At 69.3% G+C, this 17,575-nt stretch carries 12 protein-coding genes and 1 tRNA gene; 1 reads left to right on the forward strand and 12 read right to left on the reverse strand.

Going from position 1 to position 17,575, the window contains the following annotated elements; translation table 11 throughout:
* Positions 1–128 precede the first annotated feature (128 nt).
* From ACFRAR_RS23050 to ACFRAR_RS23105, 12 genes are all read right to left on the reverse strand, one after another.
* Positions 129–4,022: a DNA-directed RNA polymerase subunit beta' gene (locus ACFRAR_RS23050; protein ID WP_380700024.1), complete on the reverse strand. Its 3,894-nt coding sequence runs from the start codon at positions 4,020–4,022 to the stop codon at positions 129–131.
* 98 nt (positions 4,023–4,120) lie between these two features.
* Positions 4,121–7,597, reverse strand: a complete 3,477-nt coding sequence (gene rpoB / locus ACFRAR_RS23055; protein WP_380700025.1) for a DNA-directed RNA polymerase subunit beta — start codon at positions 7,595–7,597, stop codon at positions 4,121–4,123.
* 709 nt (positions 7,598–8,306) lie between these two features.
* Positions 8,307–8,690, reverse strand: a complete 384-nt coding sequence (gene rplL / locus ACFRAR_RS23060) for a 50S ribosomal protein L7/L12 (protein ID WP_380700026.1) — start codon at positions 8,688–8,690, stop codon at positions 8,307–8,309.
* Between the two features lie 91 nt (positions 8,691–8,781).
* Entirely contained in the window at positions 8,782–9,345 is a 564-nt protein-coding gene (gene rplJ, locus ACFRAR_RS23065) for a 50S ribosomal protein L10 (RefSeq protein ID WP_030232356.1), read from the reverse strand.
* A gap of 394 nt (positions 9,346–9,739) precedes the next feature.
* Positions 9,740–10,615 (reverse strand): hypothetical protein, encoded by an 876-nt coding sequence (locus tag ACFRAR_RS23070; RefSeq protein ID WP_380700027.1) that lies wholly within the window; start codon positions 10,613–10,615, stop codon positions 9,740–9,742.
* A 164-nt stretch (positions 10,616–10,779) separates the two neighbouring features.
* Complete coding sequence (locus tag ACFRAR_RS23075; protein WP_380700028.1) at positions 10,780–11,718, reverse strand: hypothetical protein; 939 nt, start codon at positions 11,716–11,718, stop codon at positions 10,780–10,782.
* A 286-nt stretch (positions 11,719–12,004) separates the two neighbouring features.
* Positions 12,005–12,787, reverse strand: coding sequence for a hypothetical protein (locus tag ACFRAR_RS23080; RefSeq protein WP_380700029.1), 783 nt, complete (start codon positions 12,785–12,787; stop codon positions 12,005–12,007).
* A gap of 202 nt (positions 12,788–12,989) precedes the next feature.
* Positions 12,990–13,712, reverse strand: a complete 723-nt coding sequence (gene rplA / locus ACFRAR_RS23085; RefSeq protein ID WP_380700030.1) for a 50S ribosomal protein L1 — start codon at positions 13,710–13,712, stop codon at positions 12,990–12,992.
* 77 nt (positions 13,713–13,789) lie between these two features.
* Positions 13,790–14,224 (reverse strand): 50S ribosomal protein L11, encoded by a 435-nt coding sequence (gene rplK / locus ACFRAR_RS23090; protein WP_380700031.1) that lies wholly within the window; start codon positions 14,222–14,224, stop codon positions 13,790–13,792.
* Between the two features lie 165 nt (positions 14,225–14,389).
* The gene (gene nusG, locus ACFRAR_RS23095; RefSeq protein WP_380700032.1) at positions 14,390–15,274 is read right to left on the reverse strand and encodes a transcription termination/antitermination protein NusG; all 885 of its coding nucleotides are present in this window, start codon (positions 15,272–15,274) and stop codon (positions 14,390–14,392) included.
* 209 nt (positions 15,275–15,483) lie between these two features.
* Positions 15,484–15,807 (reverse strand): preprotein translocase subunit SecE, encoded by a 324-nt coding sequence (gene secE / locus ACFRAR_RS23100; protein WP_380700033.1) that lies wholly within the window; start codon positions 15,805–15,807, stop codon positions 15,484–15,486.
* Positions 15,808–15,954: 147 nt separating this feature from the next.
* A tRNA-Trp gene (locus ACFRAR_RS23105) sits at positions 15,955–16,027 on the reverse strand.
* 284 nt (positions 16,028–16,311) lie between these two features.
* Between ACFRAR_RS23105 and ACFRAR_RS23110 the strand changes: the two genes are divergently transcribed.
* Positions 16,312–17,559 (forward strand): pyridoxal phosphate-dependent aminotransferase, encoded by a 1,248-nt coding sequence (locus tag ACFRAR_RS23110; protein ID WP_380700034.1) that lies wholly within the window; start codon positions 16,312–16,314, stop codon positions 17,557–17,559.
* The last annotated feature ends 16 nt before the right edge of the window (positions 17,560–17,575 follow it).

Raw genomic sequence — 17,575 nt, forward strand, 5'->3', positions numbered from 1 at the left:
AACACCACTCTACGCGACTTCGGCCGAATAACCCAATCGGCTTCCCACGGCCCCCACCCGGCGCCCGGGAACGCCGCAGGGCGGCCACCCCGTGAGGGGTGACCGCCCTGCGATCGGAGACCTGCGACTCAGCCGGTGTACGGGCCGTAGTCGTAGTCGTCCAGCGGGACCGCCTGGCCGGAGCCGGCGCCGAAGGGCGACAGGTCGTAATCGTCGTAGCCGACGGCCGAGTACATCGCGGCCTTGGCCTCCTCGGTCGGCTCGACCCGGATGTTGCGGTAGCGGGGCAGACCCGTACCGGCCGGGATGAGCTTACCGAGGATGACGTTCTCCTTGAGGCCCAGCAGCGGGTCCGACTTGGCGTGGATCGCCGCGTCGGTGAGGACCCGGGTCGTCTCCTGGAAGGAGGCGGCCGACAGCCAGGACTCGGTGGCCAGCGAGGCCTTGGTGATACCCATCAGCTGCGGACGGCCGGAGGCGGGGTGACCGCCCTCGGCGACGACGCGGCGGTTCTCCTGCTCGAAGCGACCGCGCTCGACCAGCTCACCGGGCAGCAGCTCGGCGTCGCCCGACTCGATGATCGTCACGCGGCGGAGCATCTGCCGGATGATGATCTCGATGTGCTTGTCGTGGATCGACACACCCTGCGAGTTGTAGACCTTCTGGACCTCGGCGACCAGGTGGACCTGGACGGCACGCTGGCCCATGATGCGCAGGACGTCGTGCGGGTTGGTGGCACCCATGGTCAGCTTCTGGCCGACCTCGACCGCCTCGCCCTCGCTGACGAGCAGCTTCACACGCTTCGAGACCGGGTAGGCGATCTCGTCGGTGCCGTCGTCCGGCGTGATGACCAGCTTGCGGGTCTTCTCGGTGTCCTCGATCCGGACCCGGCCGGCGGCCTCCGAGATCGGAGCCACACCCTTCGGGGTACGGGCCTCGAAGAGCTCGACGACACGCGGCAGACCCTGGGTGATGTCGTCACCGGCCACACCACCGGTGTGGAAGGTACGCATGGTCAGCTGGGTACCGGGCTCACCGATGGACTGGGCGGCGATGATGCCGACCGCCTCACCGATGTCGACCAGCTTGCCGGTGGCCAGCGAGCGCCCGTAGCACATGGCACAGGTGCCGACGGCCGACTCACAGGTCAGGATCGAGCGGGTCTTGACCTCGCCGATGCCGTGGCGGATCAGCTCGTCGATCAGGACGTCACCGAGGTCGGTGTTCGCGGTGGCCAGCAGCTTGCCGTCCACCGTGATGTCCTCGGCGAGCATCCGGGCGTAGACGCTGGTCTCGACGTCGTCGGCCTTGCGCAGCACGCCGTCCGCACCCACGGAGCCGATCGCCAGCTTCAGGCCGCGCTCGGTGCCGCAGTCCTCCTCGCGAATGATGACGTCCTGGGAGACGTCGACCAGACGACGGGTGAGGTAGCCGGAGTCGGCGGTACGGAGGGCGGTGTCGGCCAGACCCTTACGGGCACCGTGGGTGGAGATGAAGTACTCCAGCACGGACAGGCCCTCACGGAACGAGGCCTTGATGGGTCGCGGGATGGTCTCGTTCTTGGCGTTCGACACCAGACCACGCATACCGGCGATCTGGCGCATCTGCATCATGTTTCCACGAGCACCCGAGTCGACCATCATGAAGATGGGGTTCGTCTTCGGGAAGTTCTCGTTCATGGCCTCGGCGACCTCGTTGGTCGCCTGGGTCCAGATGCCGATGAGCTCCTGCTTGCGCTCGTCGTTGGTGATCAGGCCGCGCTCGTACTGACGCTGGACCTTCTCCGCCTTCGCCTCGTAGCCCTCCAGGATCTGGGGCTTGTTCGGCGGGACGACGACGTCGGAGATGGAGACGGTGACACCCGAGCGGGTCGACCAGTGGAAGCCGGACGCCTTCAGGTTGTCCAGGGTCGCCGCGACGACGACCTTGGGGTAGCGCTCCGCCAGGTCGTTGACGATCGCGGAGAGCTGCTTCTTGCCCACCTCGTAGTCGACGAACGGGTAGTCCTCGGGCAGCAGCTCGTTGAAGAGCGCGCGGCCCAGGGTGGTGCTCAGGCGGAAGGGCTCGCCGTCGTACCAGGTCGACTGGCCGTCCTCGTCCAGCGGCGGGGTCCAGCCGCGCGGCGGGACGGTGCCGGCCGGCAGGCGCAGCTCGATCGGGGCCTGGACGTCCAGGTCGCGGGCGTCGAAGGCCATGATCGCCTCGGCGGTCGACGAGAAGGTGCGACCGGCGCCCTTCACGTTCTCGCGGTCCGAGGTCAGGAAGAACAGACCGAGCACCATGTCCTGGGTCGGCATGGTGACGGGGCGACCGTCGGCCGGCTTCAGGATGTTGTTCGAGGACAGCATCAGGATGCGGGCCTCGGCCTGCGCCTCCGCGGAGAGCGGCAGGTGGACGGCCATCTGGTCACCGTCGAAGTCCGCGTTGAACGCGGTGCAGACGAGCGGGTGGATCTGGATGGCCTTGCCCTCGACCAGCTGCGGCTCGAAGGCCTGGATGCCGAGGCGGTGCAGGGTGGGCGCACGGTTCAGCAGGACCGGGTGCTCGGCGATGACCTCTTCGAGGACGTCCCACACGACCGGGCGGGCACGCTCGACCATGCGCTTGGCCGACTTGATGTTCTGCGCGTGGTTCAGGTCGACCAGGCGCTTCATCACGAACGGCTTGAAGAGCTCCAGCGCCATGGCCTTCGGCAGACCGCACTGGTGCAGCTTGAGCTGCGGGCCGACGACGATGACCGAACGGGCCGAGTAGTCGACTCGCTTGCCGAGCAGGTTCTGGCGGAAACGACCCTGCTTGCCCTTCAGCATGTCGCTGAGGGACTTCAGCGGGCGGTTGCCCGGGCCGGTGACCGGACGGCCGCGGCGGCCGTTGTCGAACAGCGCGTCGACGGCCTCCTGGAGCATGCGCTTCTCGTTGTTCACGATGATCTCGGGGGCACCGAGGTCGAGAAGCCGCTTCAGGCGGTTGTTGCGGTTGATGACGCGGCGGTACAGGTCGTTCAGGTCGGAGGTCGCGAAGCGGCCACCGTCCAGCTGCACCATCGGACGCAGGTCCGGCGGGATGACCGGGACGCAGTCCAGCACCATGCCGTTGGGCTTGTTGGTGGTCTGCAGGAACGCGGAGACGACCTTGAGGCGCTTGAGCGCACGGGTCTTCTTCTGGCCCTTGCCGGTGCGGATGATCTCGCGCAGGCGCTCGGACTCCTCCGCCAGGTCGAAGGTCTCGAGGCGGTCCTTGAGGGCCGCCGCGCCCATCGAGCCGGAGAAGTAGGTGCCGAAGCGGTCGCGCAGCTCGCGGTAGAGCAGCTCGTCGCCCTCGAGGTCCTGGACCTTGAGGTTCTTGAAGCGGGCCCACACCTCGTCGAGGCGGTCGAGCTCGCGCTGCGCGCGGTCGCGCAGCTGCTTCATCTCGCGCTCGGCGCCCTCGCGCACCTTGCGGCGCACGTCGGCCTTGGCGCCCTCGGCCTCCAGCTCGGCGAGGTCGGTCTCGGCCTTCTTGGCACGGGCCTCGAGGTCGGAGTCGCGGCGGTTCTCGATCTGCTGGCGCTCGACCGAGACGTGCGCCTCCAGGGACGGGAGGTCGCGCTGGCGGCGCTCGTCGTCGACCCAGGTGATCATGTAAGCGGCGAAGTAGATGACCTTCTCGAGGTCCTTCGGCGCCAGGTCCAGCAGGTAGCCCAGGCGGGACGGGACACCCTTGAAGTACCAGATGTGGGTGACCGGGGCGGCCAGCTCGATGTGGCCCATCCGCTCGCGGCGCACCTTGGCGCGGGTCACCTCGACGCCGCAGCGCTCGCAGATGATGCCCTTGAAGCGGACGCGCTTGTACTTACCGCAGTAGCACTCCCAGTCCCGGGTGGGGCCGAAGATCTTCTCGCAGAAGAGCCCGTCCTTTTCCGGCTTCAGGGTGCGGTAGTTGATGGTCTCCGGCTTCTTGACCTCGCCGTGGGACCACTGGCGGATGTCGTCGGCGGTGGCCAGGCCGATGCGGAGCTCGTCGAAGAAGTTGACGTCAAGCACTGGTCGTCAAGCCCTCTTTCGTAAGTCGAGAGTCGTTCGTGTGGTCTGAGGGGGGCCTGGGGGCGGGCCGGCCGCTGCTGCGGCCGGCCCGACCTCCGTCAGACCTCTTCGACGCTGCTCGGCTCGCGCCGGGACAGGTCGATGCCGAGCTCCTCGGCGGCGCGGAACACGTCCTCGTCGGAGTCCCGCATCTCGATGGACTGGCCGTCCGAGGACAGCACCTCCACGTTGAGGCAGAGCGACTGCATTTCCTTGATGAGGACCTTGAAGGACTCGGGAATGCCGGGCTCGGGGATGTTCTCGCCCTTGACGATGGCCTCGTAGACCTTGACTCGGCCGAGGACGTCGTCGGACTTGATGGTGAGGAGCTCCTGGAGCGCGTAGGCCGCGCCGTACGCCTCGAGGGCCCACACCTCCATCTCACCGAAGCGCTGACCACCGAACTGCGCCTTACCACCGAGCGGCTGCTGGGTGATCATCGAGTACGGACCGGTCGAACGGGCGTGCAGCTTGTCGTCGACCAGGTGGTGCAGCTTGAGGATGTACATGTAGCCGACCGAGACCGGCATCGGGAACGGCTCGCCGGAGCGGCCGTCGAACAGGCGGGCCTTGCCGGTGGAGTTCACCAGGCGCTCACCGTCACGGGTGAGGGTGGTGTTGTCCAGCAGGCCGGTGATCTCGTCCTCGCGGGCGCCGTCGAAGACCGGGGTGGCGAGGTTGGTGCCACCCTCGACCTGGTCGGCGCCGATCGCCTGGAGGCGCTGGGCCCACTCGTCGGCGAGGCCGGAGACGTCCCAGCCCTGCTTGGCGAGCCACCCGAGGTGGATCTCCAGGACCTGTCCCGGGTTCATTCGGGACGGGACACCCAGCGGGTTGAGGATGATGTCGACCGGGGTGCCGTCCTCGAGGAAGGGCATGTCCTCGACCGGGAGGATCTTGGAGATGACACCCTTGTTGCCGTGACGGCCGGCGAGCTTGTCACCGTTGGTGATCTTGCGCTTCTGGGCCACGTAGACGCGGACCAGCTGGTTGACACCCGGGGGGAGCTCGTCGCCCTCCTCGCGGTCGAACACGCGCACGCCGATGACCTTGCCGGACTCACCGTGCGGGACCTTCAGCGAGGTGTCGCGGACCTCACGGGCCTTCTCGCCGAAGATCGCGCGGAGCAGGCGCTCCTCGGGGGTCAGCTCGGTCTCGCCCTTCGGGGTGACCTTGCCGACCAGGATGTCGCCGGTGACGACGTCGGCGCCGATGCGGATGATGCCGCGCTCGTCGAGGTCGGCCAGGACCTCCTCGGAGACGTTCGGGATGTCCCGGGTGATCTCCTCGGGGCCGAGCTTGGTGTCACGGGCGTCGACCTCGTGCTCCTCGATGTGGATCGAGGAGAGGACGTCGTCCTGCACGAGGCGCTGCGACAGGATGATCGCGTCCTCGTAGTTGTGACCCTCCCACGACATGAACGCCACGAGCAGGTTCTTGCCGAGGGCCATCTCGCCCTCGTCGGTGCACGGGCCGTCGGCCAGCACCTGGTTGACCTCGACCCGGGCGCCCTCGTCCACGAGCACCTTCTGGTTGAAGGCGGTGCCCTGGTTGGAGCGGGTGAACTTGGCGGCGCGGTACGTGGTGTACGTGCCGTCGTCGTTGGCCACGGTGACGTAGTCGGCCGAGACCTCCTGCACCACACCGGCCTTCTCGGCGGTGATCACGTCGGCGGCGTCGACCGCGCAGCGGTACTCCATGCCGGTACCGACCAGCGGGGCCTCGCTCTTCAGCAGCGGCACCGCCTGGCGCATCATGTTCGAGCCCATGAGCGCGCGGTTGGCGTCGTCGTGCTCGAGGAACGGGATCATGGCGGTCGCGACCGACACCATCTGGCGCGGCGAGACGTCCATGTAGTCGATCTCGGAGCCCGGGATGTAGTCGATCTCGCCGCCACGGCGGCGGACCAGGACGCGAGGCTCGGCGAAGTGCAGGTCCGCGGTCAGCGGCGCGTTCGCCTGGGCGATGACGAAGCGGTCCTCCTCGTCGGCGGTCAGGTAGTCGACCTTCTCGGTGACCACACCGTCGACGACCTTGCGGTACGGCGTCTCGATGAAGCCGAACGCGTTGACCCGGCCGTACGAGGCCAGCGAGCCGATCAGACCGATGTTCGGGCCTTCGGGGGTCTCGATGGGGCACATGCGGCCGTAGTGCGAGGGGTGCACGTCTCGGACCTCGAAGCCGGCCCGCTCACGGGACAGACCACCGGGGCCGAGGGCGGACAGACGGCGCTTGTGGGTCAGGCCCGACAGCGGGTTCGTCTGGTCCATGAACTGCGACAGCTGGCTGGTGCCGAAGAACTCCTTGATGGAGGCGACGACCGGCCGGATGTTGATCAGGGTCTGCGGCGTGATCGCCTCGACGTCCTGGGTGGTCATGCGCTCGCGCACGACGCGCTCCATGCGGGCGAGACCCGTACGGACCTGGTTCTGGATGAGCTCGCCGACGTTGCGCAGGCGACGGTTGCCGAAGTGGTCGATGTCGTCGACCTCGACCACGATGTCGCGGCCCTCGCCGTCACGCCACTCGGTCTCGCCCGCGTGCAGCTTCACCAGGTACTTGATCGCACCGATGATGTCGGGCTCGGTGAGCACGCCGGAGTCCAGCGACTCGGCGTTGCCCAGCTTGCGGTTGACCTTGTAGCGGCCGACCTTGGCCAGGTCGTAGCGCTTCGGGTTGAAGTACAGGTTCTCCAACAGCGTCTGCGCGGCCTCGCGCGTCGGCGGCTCGCCCGGACGCAGCTTGCGGTAGATGTCCAGCAGCGCGTCGTCCTGGCCCTGGGTGTGGTCCTTCTCCAGGGTGTTGCGCATCGACTCGTACTCGCCGAACTCCTCGAGAATCATCTCGTTGGTCCAGCCGAGGGCCTTGAGCAGCACGGTGACGGACTGCTTGCGCTTGCGGTCGATGCGGACGCCGACCATGTCGCGCTTGTCGATCTCCATCTCCAGCCAGGCACCACGCGAGGGGATGACCTTGCAGGAGTAGATCTCCTTGTCGGAGACCTTGTCCAGGGTGGAGTCGAAGTACACACCCGGGGAGCGGACCAGCTGCGACACGACGACACGCTCGGTGCCGTTGATCACGAACGTGCCCTTGTGGGTCATGAGCGGGAAGTCGCCCATGAAGACCGTCTGAGACTTGATCTCACCGGTCTCGTTGTTGGTGAACTCGGCCGTGACGAAGAGCGGGGCCGCGAACGTGAAGTCGCGGTCCTTGCACTCGTCAATGGAGTTCTTCGGCGGCTCGAAACGGTGGTCGCGGAAGGTCAGCGACATCGACCCACTGAAGTCCTCGATCGGCGAGATCTCCTCGAAGATCTCCTCCAGACCGGACTTGGTGGGGACGTCCTGACCAGACTCCAGCGCCTGCTCGACCCGGGACTTCCAGGCCGCGTTGCCGAGCAGCCAGTCAAAGCTCTCGGTCTGCAGGGCCAGGAGGTTGGGGACCTCGAGGGGCTCCTTGATCTTCGCGAAGGAGACGCGGAGCGGGGCGGTGGATGCGGCGGAATTGTTCGAGGCGTTGCGCGGCGCGGCCAAGAGGGGGGTCCTTCCGAGGGCTCGGAGCTCACTACGCGCGTACCAGCCGGGCCTGCTTGGGCTTGGTGCCGCCTCCCTCGCCACTGGCCTCCGCCGGGGTCGAAACCCCAGGTCAGAGCCGCTTTGCGGAGGCGGTGCCAGACCCCTTCAGGGCAACGCAAACTCCGGGCGACGAGTCACGGAGCAGCTAACAGGCAGCGCAAAGGGACAGTGTAGCCAATGGCGACACTGCTGTCCAGCTCTGATTCGGAGACCGAATCGGAGACTCCTCCCGGTAGCCGGCGGACGCGGACGCCCGCCGGGTACTGCTCTAACTCACGTGGAGTCATTTCCCGCCGGTGCCGCTGGTTATGCATCCAACGGCGAACCAACCGGGCGGACTCGCGCCTTGAGAATCGCGCGCCTCGCCGGGTTCGTCAAGGGCCCGCAGGCGGTGCGGGCCTCGACCGGTCTATCGGTCCGGACCGCCTCGGCGTTACAGGATCCGCGGTGGGCCACCCTCGATGATCGTGATCACCATACCCCCCGGCACCGACGGTGCCGAGTGCTCTCCCGGCCACGCCGGCGGGCCCTACCGGCCGGTCGGGGGAACGCGGCCGGGCACGGCCCCGGCGGCGCCCGGAAGCGGCCCGGAAACGCGAAAAAGCCGGGCCGACCACCCGCAAGGGTGATCGGCCCGGCTTCAGGCCCCCTCAGAGGGGGCGAGAAGTCACTTGACGGTGACCTTGGCGCCGGCACCCTCGAGGGCGGCCTTGGCCTTCTCGGCAACGTCCTTGGCAACCTTCTCCAGGACCTTGGCACCAGCGGTGTCAACGAGGTCCTTGGCCTCCTTCAGGCCGAGGGAGGTCAGGGTGCGCACCTCCTTGATGACCTGGATCTTCTTGTCGCCGGCACCCTCGAGGATGACGTCGAACTCGTCCTGCTCCTCGACGGCCTCAGCGGCGGCACCGGGAACGCCGGCGGCGGCGATGGCGACCGGGGCGGCAGCGGTGACGTCGAACTTCTCCTCGAAGGCCTTCACGAAGGCAGCGAGCTCGATGAGGGTGAGCTCCTCGAACTGCGCGAGCAGCTCGTCCTGGGTCAGCTTCGCCATGATGGCGTCCTTCCACTAAATCGGCAGGTTGGTGCCGGATGTACGGGTGGGGCGGGCGTACGGGCCCGCAGCGAGGCCGGAGCCTGCCGAATTACTCGGCGGCAGCGTCCTCGGCGGCGGGAGCCGGCGTACCGGCACCGCCCTGCTCGACCTTGTCGCGCAGCGCGTCCACAGTGCGGACGAGCTTCGACGGCAGGGCCTGGAAGAGCGCGGCAGCCTGGGACTGCTTGGCCTTCAGGGCACCCGCCAGCTTGGCGAGCAGCACCTCGCGGGACTCGAGGTCCGCGAGCTTCTTGATCTCATCGGCGGACAGCGCCTTGCCGTCAAGGACACCGCCCTTGATGATGAGAGCGGGGTTCTCCTTGGCGAAGTCACGCAGAGCCTTCGCCGACTCCACCGGGTCACCGGTGACGAAGGCAACAGCCGTCGGACCACTGAACAGGTCGTCGAGCTCCGTGATCCCGACCTCATTGGCCGCGATCTTGGTCAGCGTGTTCTTCACCACGGCGTACTCGGCGTTGTCGCCGAGCGAGCGACGCAGGGTCTTGACCTGCTTCACCGAGAGACCGCGGTACTCGGTCAGCAGCGCCGCGGAGGAGCCACGGAACTTGTCCGTGATCTCGGCGACGGCAGCAGCCTTGTCGGGCCTGGCCATAGGCTTACGCCTCCTTCCGTGATGTCGAAGTCGGGCCGACCGCGAAAGTCGACCTGGGTCGCCGTGGACCGACCGGACGGAAGGAAAGCTCCTGCGAAAATGCAACGAGCCCCGGTGCGCAGGGGCACGGGGCTCGGAACGACCTCGACGGGCGGCCGCGCGAACGCGGAACCCGGAAGTCGAAGCTCCAGACACACCTGCGCGGGCTGCCTGCGACGAAGCGCAGATCCTTCGGCCACCGGATCCCTGACGGGCTCGCGGCGACAACCAGCGGTCTTTGGCTTCCGCCAGATTAGCCGGAGCCGTCCGCGAGGTGCAAATCGCCCTCGGACGGAGCATCCCCGGAGCCCGGCGCGCACGGGTCGGCGGCCCGGCGGCTCAGCGGGCCAGCGACTCAGCGGGCCAGCGGGGAGACCGTCAGGACGCCGGTGTCCACGGTGTCCGTCTCGGCCGGCGCCTGGGCCGAGAGCAGCGCCCCGGCGAAGTCGGTGTAGAGCACCGAGTCGTCCGCCCGGCCGCTGTCCCCGCTGCCGGTGCGCTGGAGCCGGACCAGCTGGTCCTTGTCGTTGAGCCAGAGGTCCAGGGTGAGCGACAGCGATCCGCCGGGCGCGAGCGCGGCCCGCAGGCCGTCCCGGCGGGACTGGGTCAGCTGGGTCTGGGCCGCCGCGTACTTCTCGGCGGTGGTGGAGACCCGGTAGTGCTCGACGGTCGAGTCCTCGTACTTCTCCTCGCCGACGAAGACCGGGTCGGTCCCCTCGGCGGTGGCCGCCGTCAGCGCCTCGACCGGGTTCAGCAGGTCGATCAGCCCGGCGTACGGCACCTCCTTGTGGCCGTCCGGGTCCGCGGGGACGGTGAAGCGCTCCCAGTGCTTGCCGCCCTGCCGGGCCGCGGTGGCGGCGTCCCCGCCCTGGTAGGCCACGGTGTCCACGACGATCAGCTGGTCGGCCTCGGCCGGGGTGGAGCGCTTGATCTGGAGCGCGGTCTTGGGCTGCCAGAACAGCGGGCCGGATCCGGCGTCGGCGCCGAGCCGGTAGCTGACCTTGGCCCGGCGGGCGGTCTGCATGGCCAGCTGGGCGGAGAGCAGCACCCCGTGCGGCGAGCGGTCGGTCGGCTTGGCCTGGGCGCTCGGGGAGGCGGCGGAGGGCACGGCGCTGGTCGGGGTCGGGCTGCCGGTCGGCGTGGCGGTCGCTCCCCCGCCGTCGCAGCCGCTCAGCCCGCCCGCCAGCAGGACGACGACGGCCGCTGCCGCCAACCGCTGCCGTCCCGCCATCGTCCGTTTCCCCTCTCGCCCGGCCCCGTCCGACGGCGGCCTCGTCCGGCCACCTTGTCACCCGTTCCCGATCGGCCCGGTGGCGGCCCCCTCGCCGGAGGCCGTCACTGCGGCCGGGTCCACCGGGTCGGCCGAGTCCGGTGGCGGCCCGACGGCTCGGAGGGTCAGCTGCTGCTGTCCTTGCCGAGCTTCGCCAGGGCAGCCGCCTCCACGACGTCGGAGGCGGTCGGCGCGGCGGTGTCGACCGCGGTTCCGTAGTCCGAGTAGAGGACCGAGGCCTTGAACGCGCCCGCCTTGGTCGCGCCGCTCTCGGTCCGCTTGACCACCAGCTGGTCGGCGTCGACCCAGACGTCGACCTGCTCGCTGGTGATGCCGCCCGCGGCCAGCTTCTGCTTGAGCTGGTCGAGCTTCTCCTGGCTCAGGCCCTTGCTGCTGGACGCGCCGGCGATCTCGTCGGCGTTGAGCACACCGGAGTAGTGCGTGGTGGCCTTGCCGCCCACCGTCTCCTGGCCGACCTCGGCGACCTTGCCGGTCGCGATCAGCAGGCGCACGGCCTCGACCGGGTCCGCGTCCTTGAACTGGTTCGCACTGGTGCCACCGGACGCCTTGGCCAGGTCGGCGGTGCCGTAGTGCACCCAGTGCTTCCCGCCCAGGGCCTCGACCGCGTCACCGCCGATGTGCAGGTACATCCCGTCCTTGGCGAAGCGGTACGGCGCGGACTCGCTGCCCGTGAGGACCGCGATCATCTTGCCCATCGGGGAGCCCGACATGTCCATCGTGAGGTCGCCCTGGAGGCCGTCGGCCCAGGAGATCGCGCCCGTGCCCTTCATGGCGATGTCGCCGATGGTGATGGTCTCGTCGACCTTGGCCGACTTGGCGGCGCTGGTCTTCTGGGTGACCTGCTCCAGGTAGACCGCCGGGCTGACCTTCTCCGGCTTGGCGCCACCGGTCGGGGCGGCGGCCGACGGGGTGGCCGAGGTCGCGGCGGCCGTGGTCGGCGCGGCCGGGGCGGCCTTCTTGTCGTTGCTGTCGTTGCAGGCGGTCGCGGTCAGCGCCAGAGCGGCGAGGACGACGGCGACGGCGGTCTTGCGGGTTCCAGCCATGATTCCCCCCTGAGGACCCCGGGGCGCGTGGTGCGCCCGGGGCGGTAGCCGGCTGTTGCTGGTGGGCTCGGTGTCCGGGCCCGGCCTGATCAGCCGAGAGGCTTGAGCGGCTTGAGCGGGTCGGCCGTCGGCGCGGCGGCCGGGGCGAGGCGCGGAGCGCGCGTGGAGCCACCCCCGTGAGATCCGAACCCCCGTGGAAGAGCCGACGATCAGCTCTTCTCATCTTCTTCTCACGCGGACTCTAACGGATCCGCGAATCCCCCACCCACCAGATATCCCCTCCCGGTCATCCGCCCGCGGCGGGCGTCGCGTCCGCCGCGCCGGGAGCCGAGACGTCCGTCGTGGTCACCGTGGTTCCGGCGCTCCCCCTGACCGTCTCGCGCAGCCGGAGCAGCCGCATCCCGGGCCCGACCCAGACGTCGTACCCGATCGCCGTCACCCCGTGCCGCCGGTACCAGTCCAGCGTGGACGCACGCTGCTGCGCACTCAACTCCCCGTCCTTGCCGAACAGTTCGTCCACCGGCGCGGAGCCCTGGTAGTGCGCCGCGGTCACCCCGGCCAGCTGCTCGCCGCCGAGCGAGCCGAGCTTGACGCCCTGCGCGACGTCGTACGCCCGGCCACCCGGGCTGCTGATCAGCGCGGTCGTCCAGCCGCCCGCGAAGCCGCCCGGGCCGGCGCCCGCCGCGGGGTCGGCCGACTCGGCGGTGCTCCGCTCCGCGTGCTTGGTCGCACCGCCCTGGTACACGAGGTCGAGCGCACCGTCCTTCAGCGTCAGCCGTCCGCTGCCCAGCTCGTCGGTCACGGTCAGCGCGGCCTCGTCCGCGGCGCCCCAGACCAGCGTGCCGCTCGCGGTGCGCCGGCCGCCCGGGCCCTCCTGGAGCACGTCGATCCGGGCGCTGCCGGCGTCGTCCAGCGTCTGCGCGGCCGTGAGCACCACCTGCCTCGGCGGCACCGGCGCGGGCTCCCCGGGGGTGGCGGTGGTCGGGGCGGCCAGCAGGCTGCACCCGGTGGTGGTGGCGAGCAGCAGCGCGGCTGCCGCGAGAACGGTGGGGCGAGGGACGGGTGGCACGGCACACTCCGGCGGTCACGGCTTCTCCACGTGGTCTGACCGGCAGAGCGTACGACGCTTCGGCCGACCGTTCCCATCCGCCGGCGGCCCGGTCCGGCGACCGGTGCGCCGCCCGTCGCGCGCCGCGGGAACGACGGCGGGCCCGCACCCCTGGTGAAGGGGGTGCGGGCCCGCCGTACGGACTGCTCTAGAGCACTGGGGCTCAGACCGCGGCCGGGTCCTCCTCGACGAGGAGGTTGCGGGTGCGGTTCGGGTCCACCAGGATGCCGGGGCCCATGGTGGTCGAGAACGCGGTCTTCTTGATGTAGCGGCCCTTGGCGGCGGACGGCTTGGCGCGGAGCACCTCGTCCAGCGCGGCGGCGTAGTTCTCGACCAGCTGCTCGTCGGTGAAGGAGGCCTTACCGATGATGAAGTGCAGGTTCGAGTGCTTGTCGACGCGGAACTCGATCTTGCCGCCCTTGATCTCGTTGACGGCCTTCGCGACGTCCGGGGTCACGGTGCCGGTCTTCGGGTTCGGCATCAGACCACGGGGACCGAGCACGCGGCCCAGGCGGCCGACCTTGCCCATGAGGTCCGGGGTGGCGACGACGGCGTCGAAGTCCAGGCGACCCTTGGCGACCTCGTCGATGAGCTCGTCGGAACCGACGATGTCGGCGCCCGCAGCACGCGCGGCCTCGGCACGCTCGCCGGTCGCGAAGACCAGGACCCGAGCGGTCTTACCGGTGCCGTGCGGGAGGATCACGGTGCTGCGGACCATCTGGTCGGCCTTGCGCGGGTCGACGCCCAGACGCATGGCGACCTCGACGGTGCCGTCGAACTTGGTGGTGCTGGTCGCCTTGGCGAGGCGGACGGCCTCGAGGGGGGCGTAAAGGCGCTCGCGGTCGACCTGGGCGTCCGCGGCCTTCAGGGCCTTGCTGCGCTTCATGGCTGCTCCTGAATGGTGAATGGAGTTGTGGTGTCTCGGGCCTGCGCGGGCCCTACCACAGAGGACAAGGGGGCTTTTCAGCCCTCGACGGTGATGCCCATCGACCGGGCGGTGCCGGCGATGATCTTCTCCGCCGCGTCCAGGTCGTTGGCGTTCAGGTCGGGCATCTTGGTCGTGGCGATCTCGCGGACCTGGGCGCTGCTGAGCTTGGCGACCTTGGTCTTGTGCGGCTCGCTGGAGCCCTTGTCGATACCGGCGGCCTTCAGGATGAGGCGCGCGGCCGGCGGCGTCTTCGTGATGAAGGTGAAGGAACGGTCGTCGTAGACCGTGATCTCCACCGGCACGATCATGCCGCGCTGCGACTCGGTCGCAGCGTTGTAGGCCTTGCAGAACTCCATGATGTTGACGCCGTGCTGACCCAGCGCGGGGCCGACCGGCGGCGCGGGGTTGGCCGCACCGGCGTTGATCTGGAGCTTGATAAGCCCCGTGATCTTCTTCTTCTTGGGAGGCATGTCTCTCCGGGTCCTTCCGAGAGGTGATTGCTGGTGCGTGCGGAGCCGGGGCGACACCCGGCCGCCAGCACACACATCGGACCAGGCTAACGCGTCCGCGCCGCTGGACCAAAACGGATTCGGGGCAGGGCCCTCGGCCCCGCCCCGAATCCGAAGACCGTATGACTAGTTCTTCTGGATCTGGTCGAAGGAGAGCTCGACCGGGGTCTCCCGGCCGAAGATCTCGACCAGGCCCTTGACCTTCTTCGAGTCCGGGTTGATCTCGTTGATGGTCGCCTGGAGGGTCGCGAACGGACCGTCGGTGACGGTGACCGAGTCGCCGACCTCGAAGTCCAGCACCTGGATCTCGCTCGGCTTGACCGGCGAGGGCTTGCCGGCCTCCTTGGCCGCCTGGCGCTCGACGTCCGGGGCGAGCATCTTGACGACCTCGTCCAGGGTCAGCGGGTACGGGTCGTAGGCGTTGCCGACGAAGCCGGTGACACCCGGGGTGTTGCGCACGACGCCCCAGGACTCCGGGGTGAGGTCCATGCGCACCAGGACGTAGCCGGGGAGCTTGTTCTGGCGGATGGTCTTGCGGTCGCCGTTCTTGATCTGGACGACCTCCTCCTGCGGCACCTCGGCCTGGAAGATGTACTCCTCGACGTTCAGCGAGACGGCGCGCTGCTCCAGGTTCTGCTTCACCCGGTTCTCGTAGCCGGCGTAGGTGTGGATCACGTACCACTCGCCCGGCATGAAGCGCAGGTCCTCGCGGAACTTGGCGACCGGGTCGACCTCGACGGCCTCCTCCTCGGCCTCCTCCTCGGCCTCGGTCTCGGTCTCGGTCTCCTCGGCGGCCTCGACCTCGCCCTCCACGTGCAGCGCGGCCTCCTCGGCGGGCTCGCCGGCCTCGGCCTCGTCGTACGCCTCGACCTCGTCCTCGTCGCTGTCCGCGGCGTCCACGATCTGCTCGGCGGACTCGACGTCGTCAGCCAGCTCGGCCGCGTCCAGCTCGGCGGCGACATCCGCCTCGCGGACGGTCTCGTCGGCGTCGTACAGGGGGGACTCAGACACGGTGGCTGCTTCTTTCCTGGAGATGGTGAAGGTGGCGCGCTCCGCGACCGGCCCGGCGTGCGGCCGCTCGCGCGGGCGCCAGGTGAGGTCTCGGAGACTTCAACAGTACCGAGTCCACGGTAGCCGCGCGTACGTCCGGCGCCGACAGCTCGACCCGGACCGAAGAATCGGCCCGGGTCGGGAGACTGTTGCGGAGGTGGGCGGTCGGATCAGCCGAAGACCAGGAGGCTCAGCTTGGAGAAGCCGTAGTCCAGGCCCGCCACGAAGGCCATCACGACCACGACGAACGTGACCACGACGGCGGTGTAGTTGGTGAGTTCGCCCCGGGAAGGCCAGACGACCTTGCGCAGTTCGGCGATGATCTGGCGGTAGAACAGGCCGATCCGCGCGAACAGGCCCTTCTTGGCCCGCTTGCCGGACTTCTTGTTTCCGCGCTTGCCCGACGCCTCGGCAGAGGTGGCCTCCGCGGCGCTGTCGGCACCCTCGGGGTTGCCGCTCTCAGGCGTTGCGGTGGAGCCCGTGGTCTCCGTCACTCGTCCTCACCTGAATCCGGGTCCTGCCGGACTTCGCCGCGCACCCGGTGGGGCACGACCGGCCGGCTAGCGGTGCTGATCGGTGCCATCTCCGCATCAAGCCCGCTCACTCCTGTGGAGCGAACGGGCTGAAAACGGATCTAGCAGCAGGGCAAGAGGGACTCGAACCCCCAACCGCCGGTTTTGGAGACCGGTGCTCTACCAATTGAGCTATTGCCCTACGGCGCCTCGCGGCTCCGGTGGCGACCAACCTACCGCATCTCCCCCCGCTGTCTGCACAGGCGGTGAAAGCTCCGGATCTTTTCGGCTGGCCGTCGAGCAGTGAGTGTACGTGGTCGAGGGGTGTTTGGTCGAACCTCTTCCTCCGGACCGGGCGGCCGGCCGCCGGATGTCCGGCACGGCGGGGCTCCCGCCGGGGGATCGCCGGGGCCGCGATGCGGACGGAAACGTACGGATGCCGATACCCCGATGCCCGGTCCGTCCGGGTTCTGCGACCATGCAGGCATGAGCGCTTCCACCCCGCAGCCCGACCAGTCCATCCGCCCCGCCGACCGCCGGGTCTCCGCCCGCATCGGCGCGATCGCCGAGTCCGCGACCCTCGCCGTGGACGCCAAGGCCAAGGCCCTCAAGGCCGCCGGGCGCCCGGTCATCGGCTTCGGCGCCGGCGAGCCCGACTTCCCGACGCCGGACTACATCGTCGAGGCGGCCGTCGAGGCCTGCCGCGACCCGAAGAACCACCGTTACACCCCGGCGGGTGGCCTGCCCGAGCTGAAGGCCGCGATCGCCGCCAAGACGCTGCGCGACTCCGGCTACGAGGTGGACGCCTCCCAGGTGCTGGTCACCAACGGCGGCAAGCAGGCGATCTACGAGGCCTTCGCGGCGATCCTGGACCCGGGCGACGAGGTCATCATCCCGGCCCCGTACTGGACCACCTACCCGGAGTCGGTCCAGCTGGCCGGCGGTGTCCCGGTGGAGGTCGTCTCCGACGAGACCACCGGCTACAAGGTCTCGGTCGAGCAGCTGGAGGCCGCCCGCACCGAGAACACCAAGGTGGTGCTGTTCGTCTCGCCGTCCAACCCGACCGGCGCGGTGTACACCGAGGCCGAGGCCGAGGCGATCGGCCGCTGGGCGCTGGAGCACGGCCTGTGGGTGCTCACCGACGAGATCTACGAGCACCTGGTGTACGGCGACGCGACCTTCACCTCGCTGCCGGCCCTGCTGCCCGAGCTGGCCGACAAGTGCGTCGTGGTCAACGGCGTGGCCAAGACCTACGCGATGACCGGCTGGCGGGTGGGCTGGGTGATCGGCCCCAAGGACGTCATCAAGGCCGCGACCAACCTCCAGTCGCACGCCACCTCGAACGTCTCCAACGTCGCCCAGCGCGCCGCCCTGGCCGCCGTCGCCGGCGACCTGGACGCGGTGGCCGAGATGCGCGAGGCCTTCGACCGCCGCCGCAAGACCATCGTGCGGATGCTCAACGAGATCGAGGGCGTGCTCTGCCCCGAGCCCGAGGGCGCCTTCTACGCCTACCCGTCGGTCAAGGGCCTGCTGGGCAAGGAGATCCGCGGCCGGCGCCCGCAGACCTCCGGCGAGCTGGCCGCCCTGATCCTGGACGAGGCCGAGGTCGCGGTCGTCCCGGGCGAGGCCTTCGGCACCCCCGGTTACCTGCGGCTCTCCTACGCGCTCGGCGACGCCGACCTGGTCGAGGGCGTCAGCCGGGTGCAGAAGCTGCTCGGCGAGGCCCGCGACTGACCCAGGCATCAACCTG

The sequence above is a fragment of the Kitasatospora sp. NPDC056651 genome, from assembly GCF_042792155.1.
Classification (GTDB): domain Bacteria; phylum Actinomycetota; class Actinomycetes; order Streptomycetales; family Streptomycetaceae; genus Kitasatospora.

Bases quoted from the DNA above. Each gene is read 5' to 3' on its own strand.
- rplL (WP_380700026.1), bottom strand. From the start codon at position 8,690: ATGGCGAAGCTGACCCAGGACGAGCTGCTCGCGCAGTTCGAGGAGCTC.
- rplJ (WP_030232356.1), bottom strand. From the start codon at position 9,345: ATGGCCAGGCCCGACAAGGCTGCTGCCGTCGCCGAGATCACGGACAAG.
- ACFRAR_RS23070 (WP_380700027.1), bottom strand. From the start codon at position 10,615: ATGGCGGGACGGCAGCGGTTGGCGGCAGCGGCCGTCGTCGTCCTGCTG.
- ACFRAR_RS23075 (WP_380700028.1), bottom strand. From the start codon at position 11,718: ATGGCTGGAACCCGCAAGACCGCCGTCGCCGTCGTCCTCGCCGCTCTG.
- rplA (WP_380700030.1), bottom strand. From the start codon at position 13,712: ATGAAGCGCAGCAAGGCCCTGAAGGCCGCGGACGCCCAGGTCGACCGC.
- rplK (WP_380700031.1), bottom strand. From the start codon at position 14,224: ATGCCTCCCAAGAAGAAGAAGATCACGGGGCTTATCAAGCTCCAGATC.
- ACFRAR_RS23110 (WP_380700034.1), top strand. From the start codon at position 16,312: ATGAGCGCTTCCACCCCGCAGCCCGACCAGTCCATCCGCCCCGCCGAC.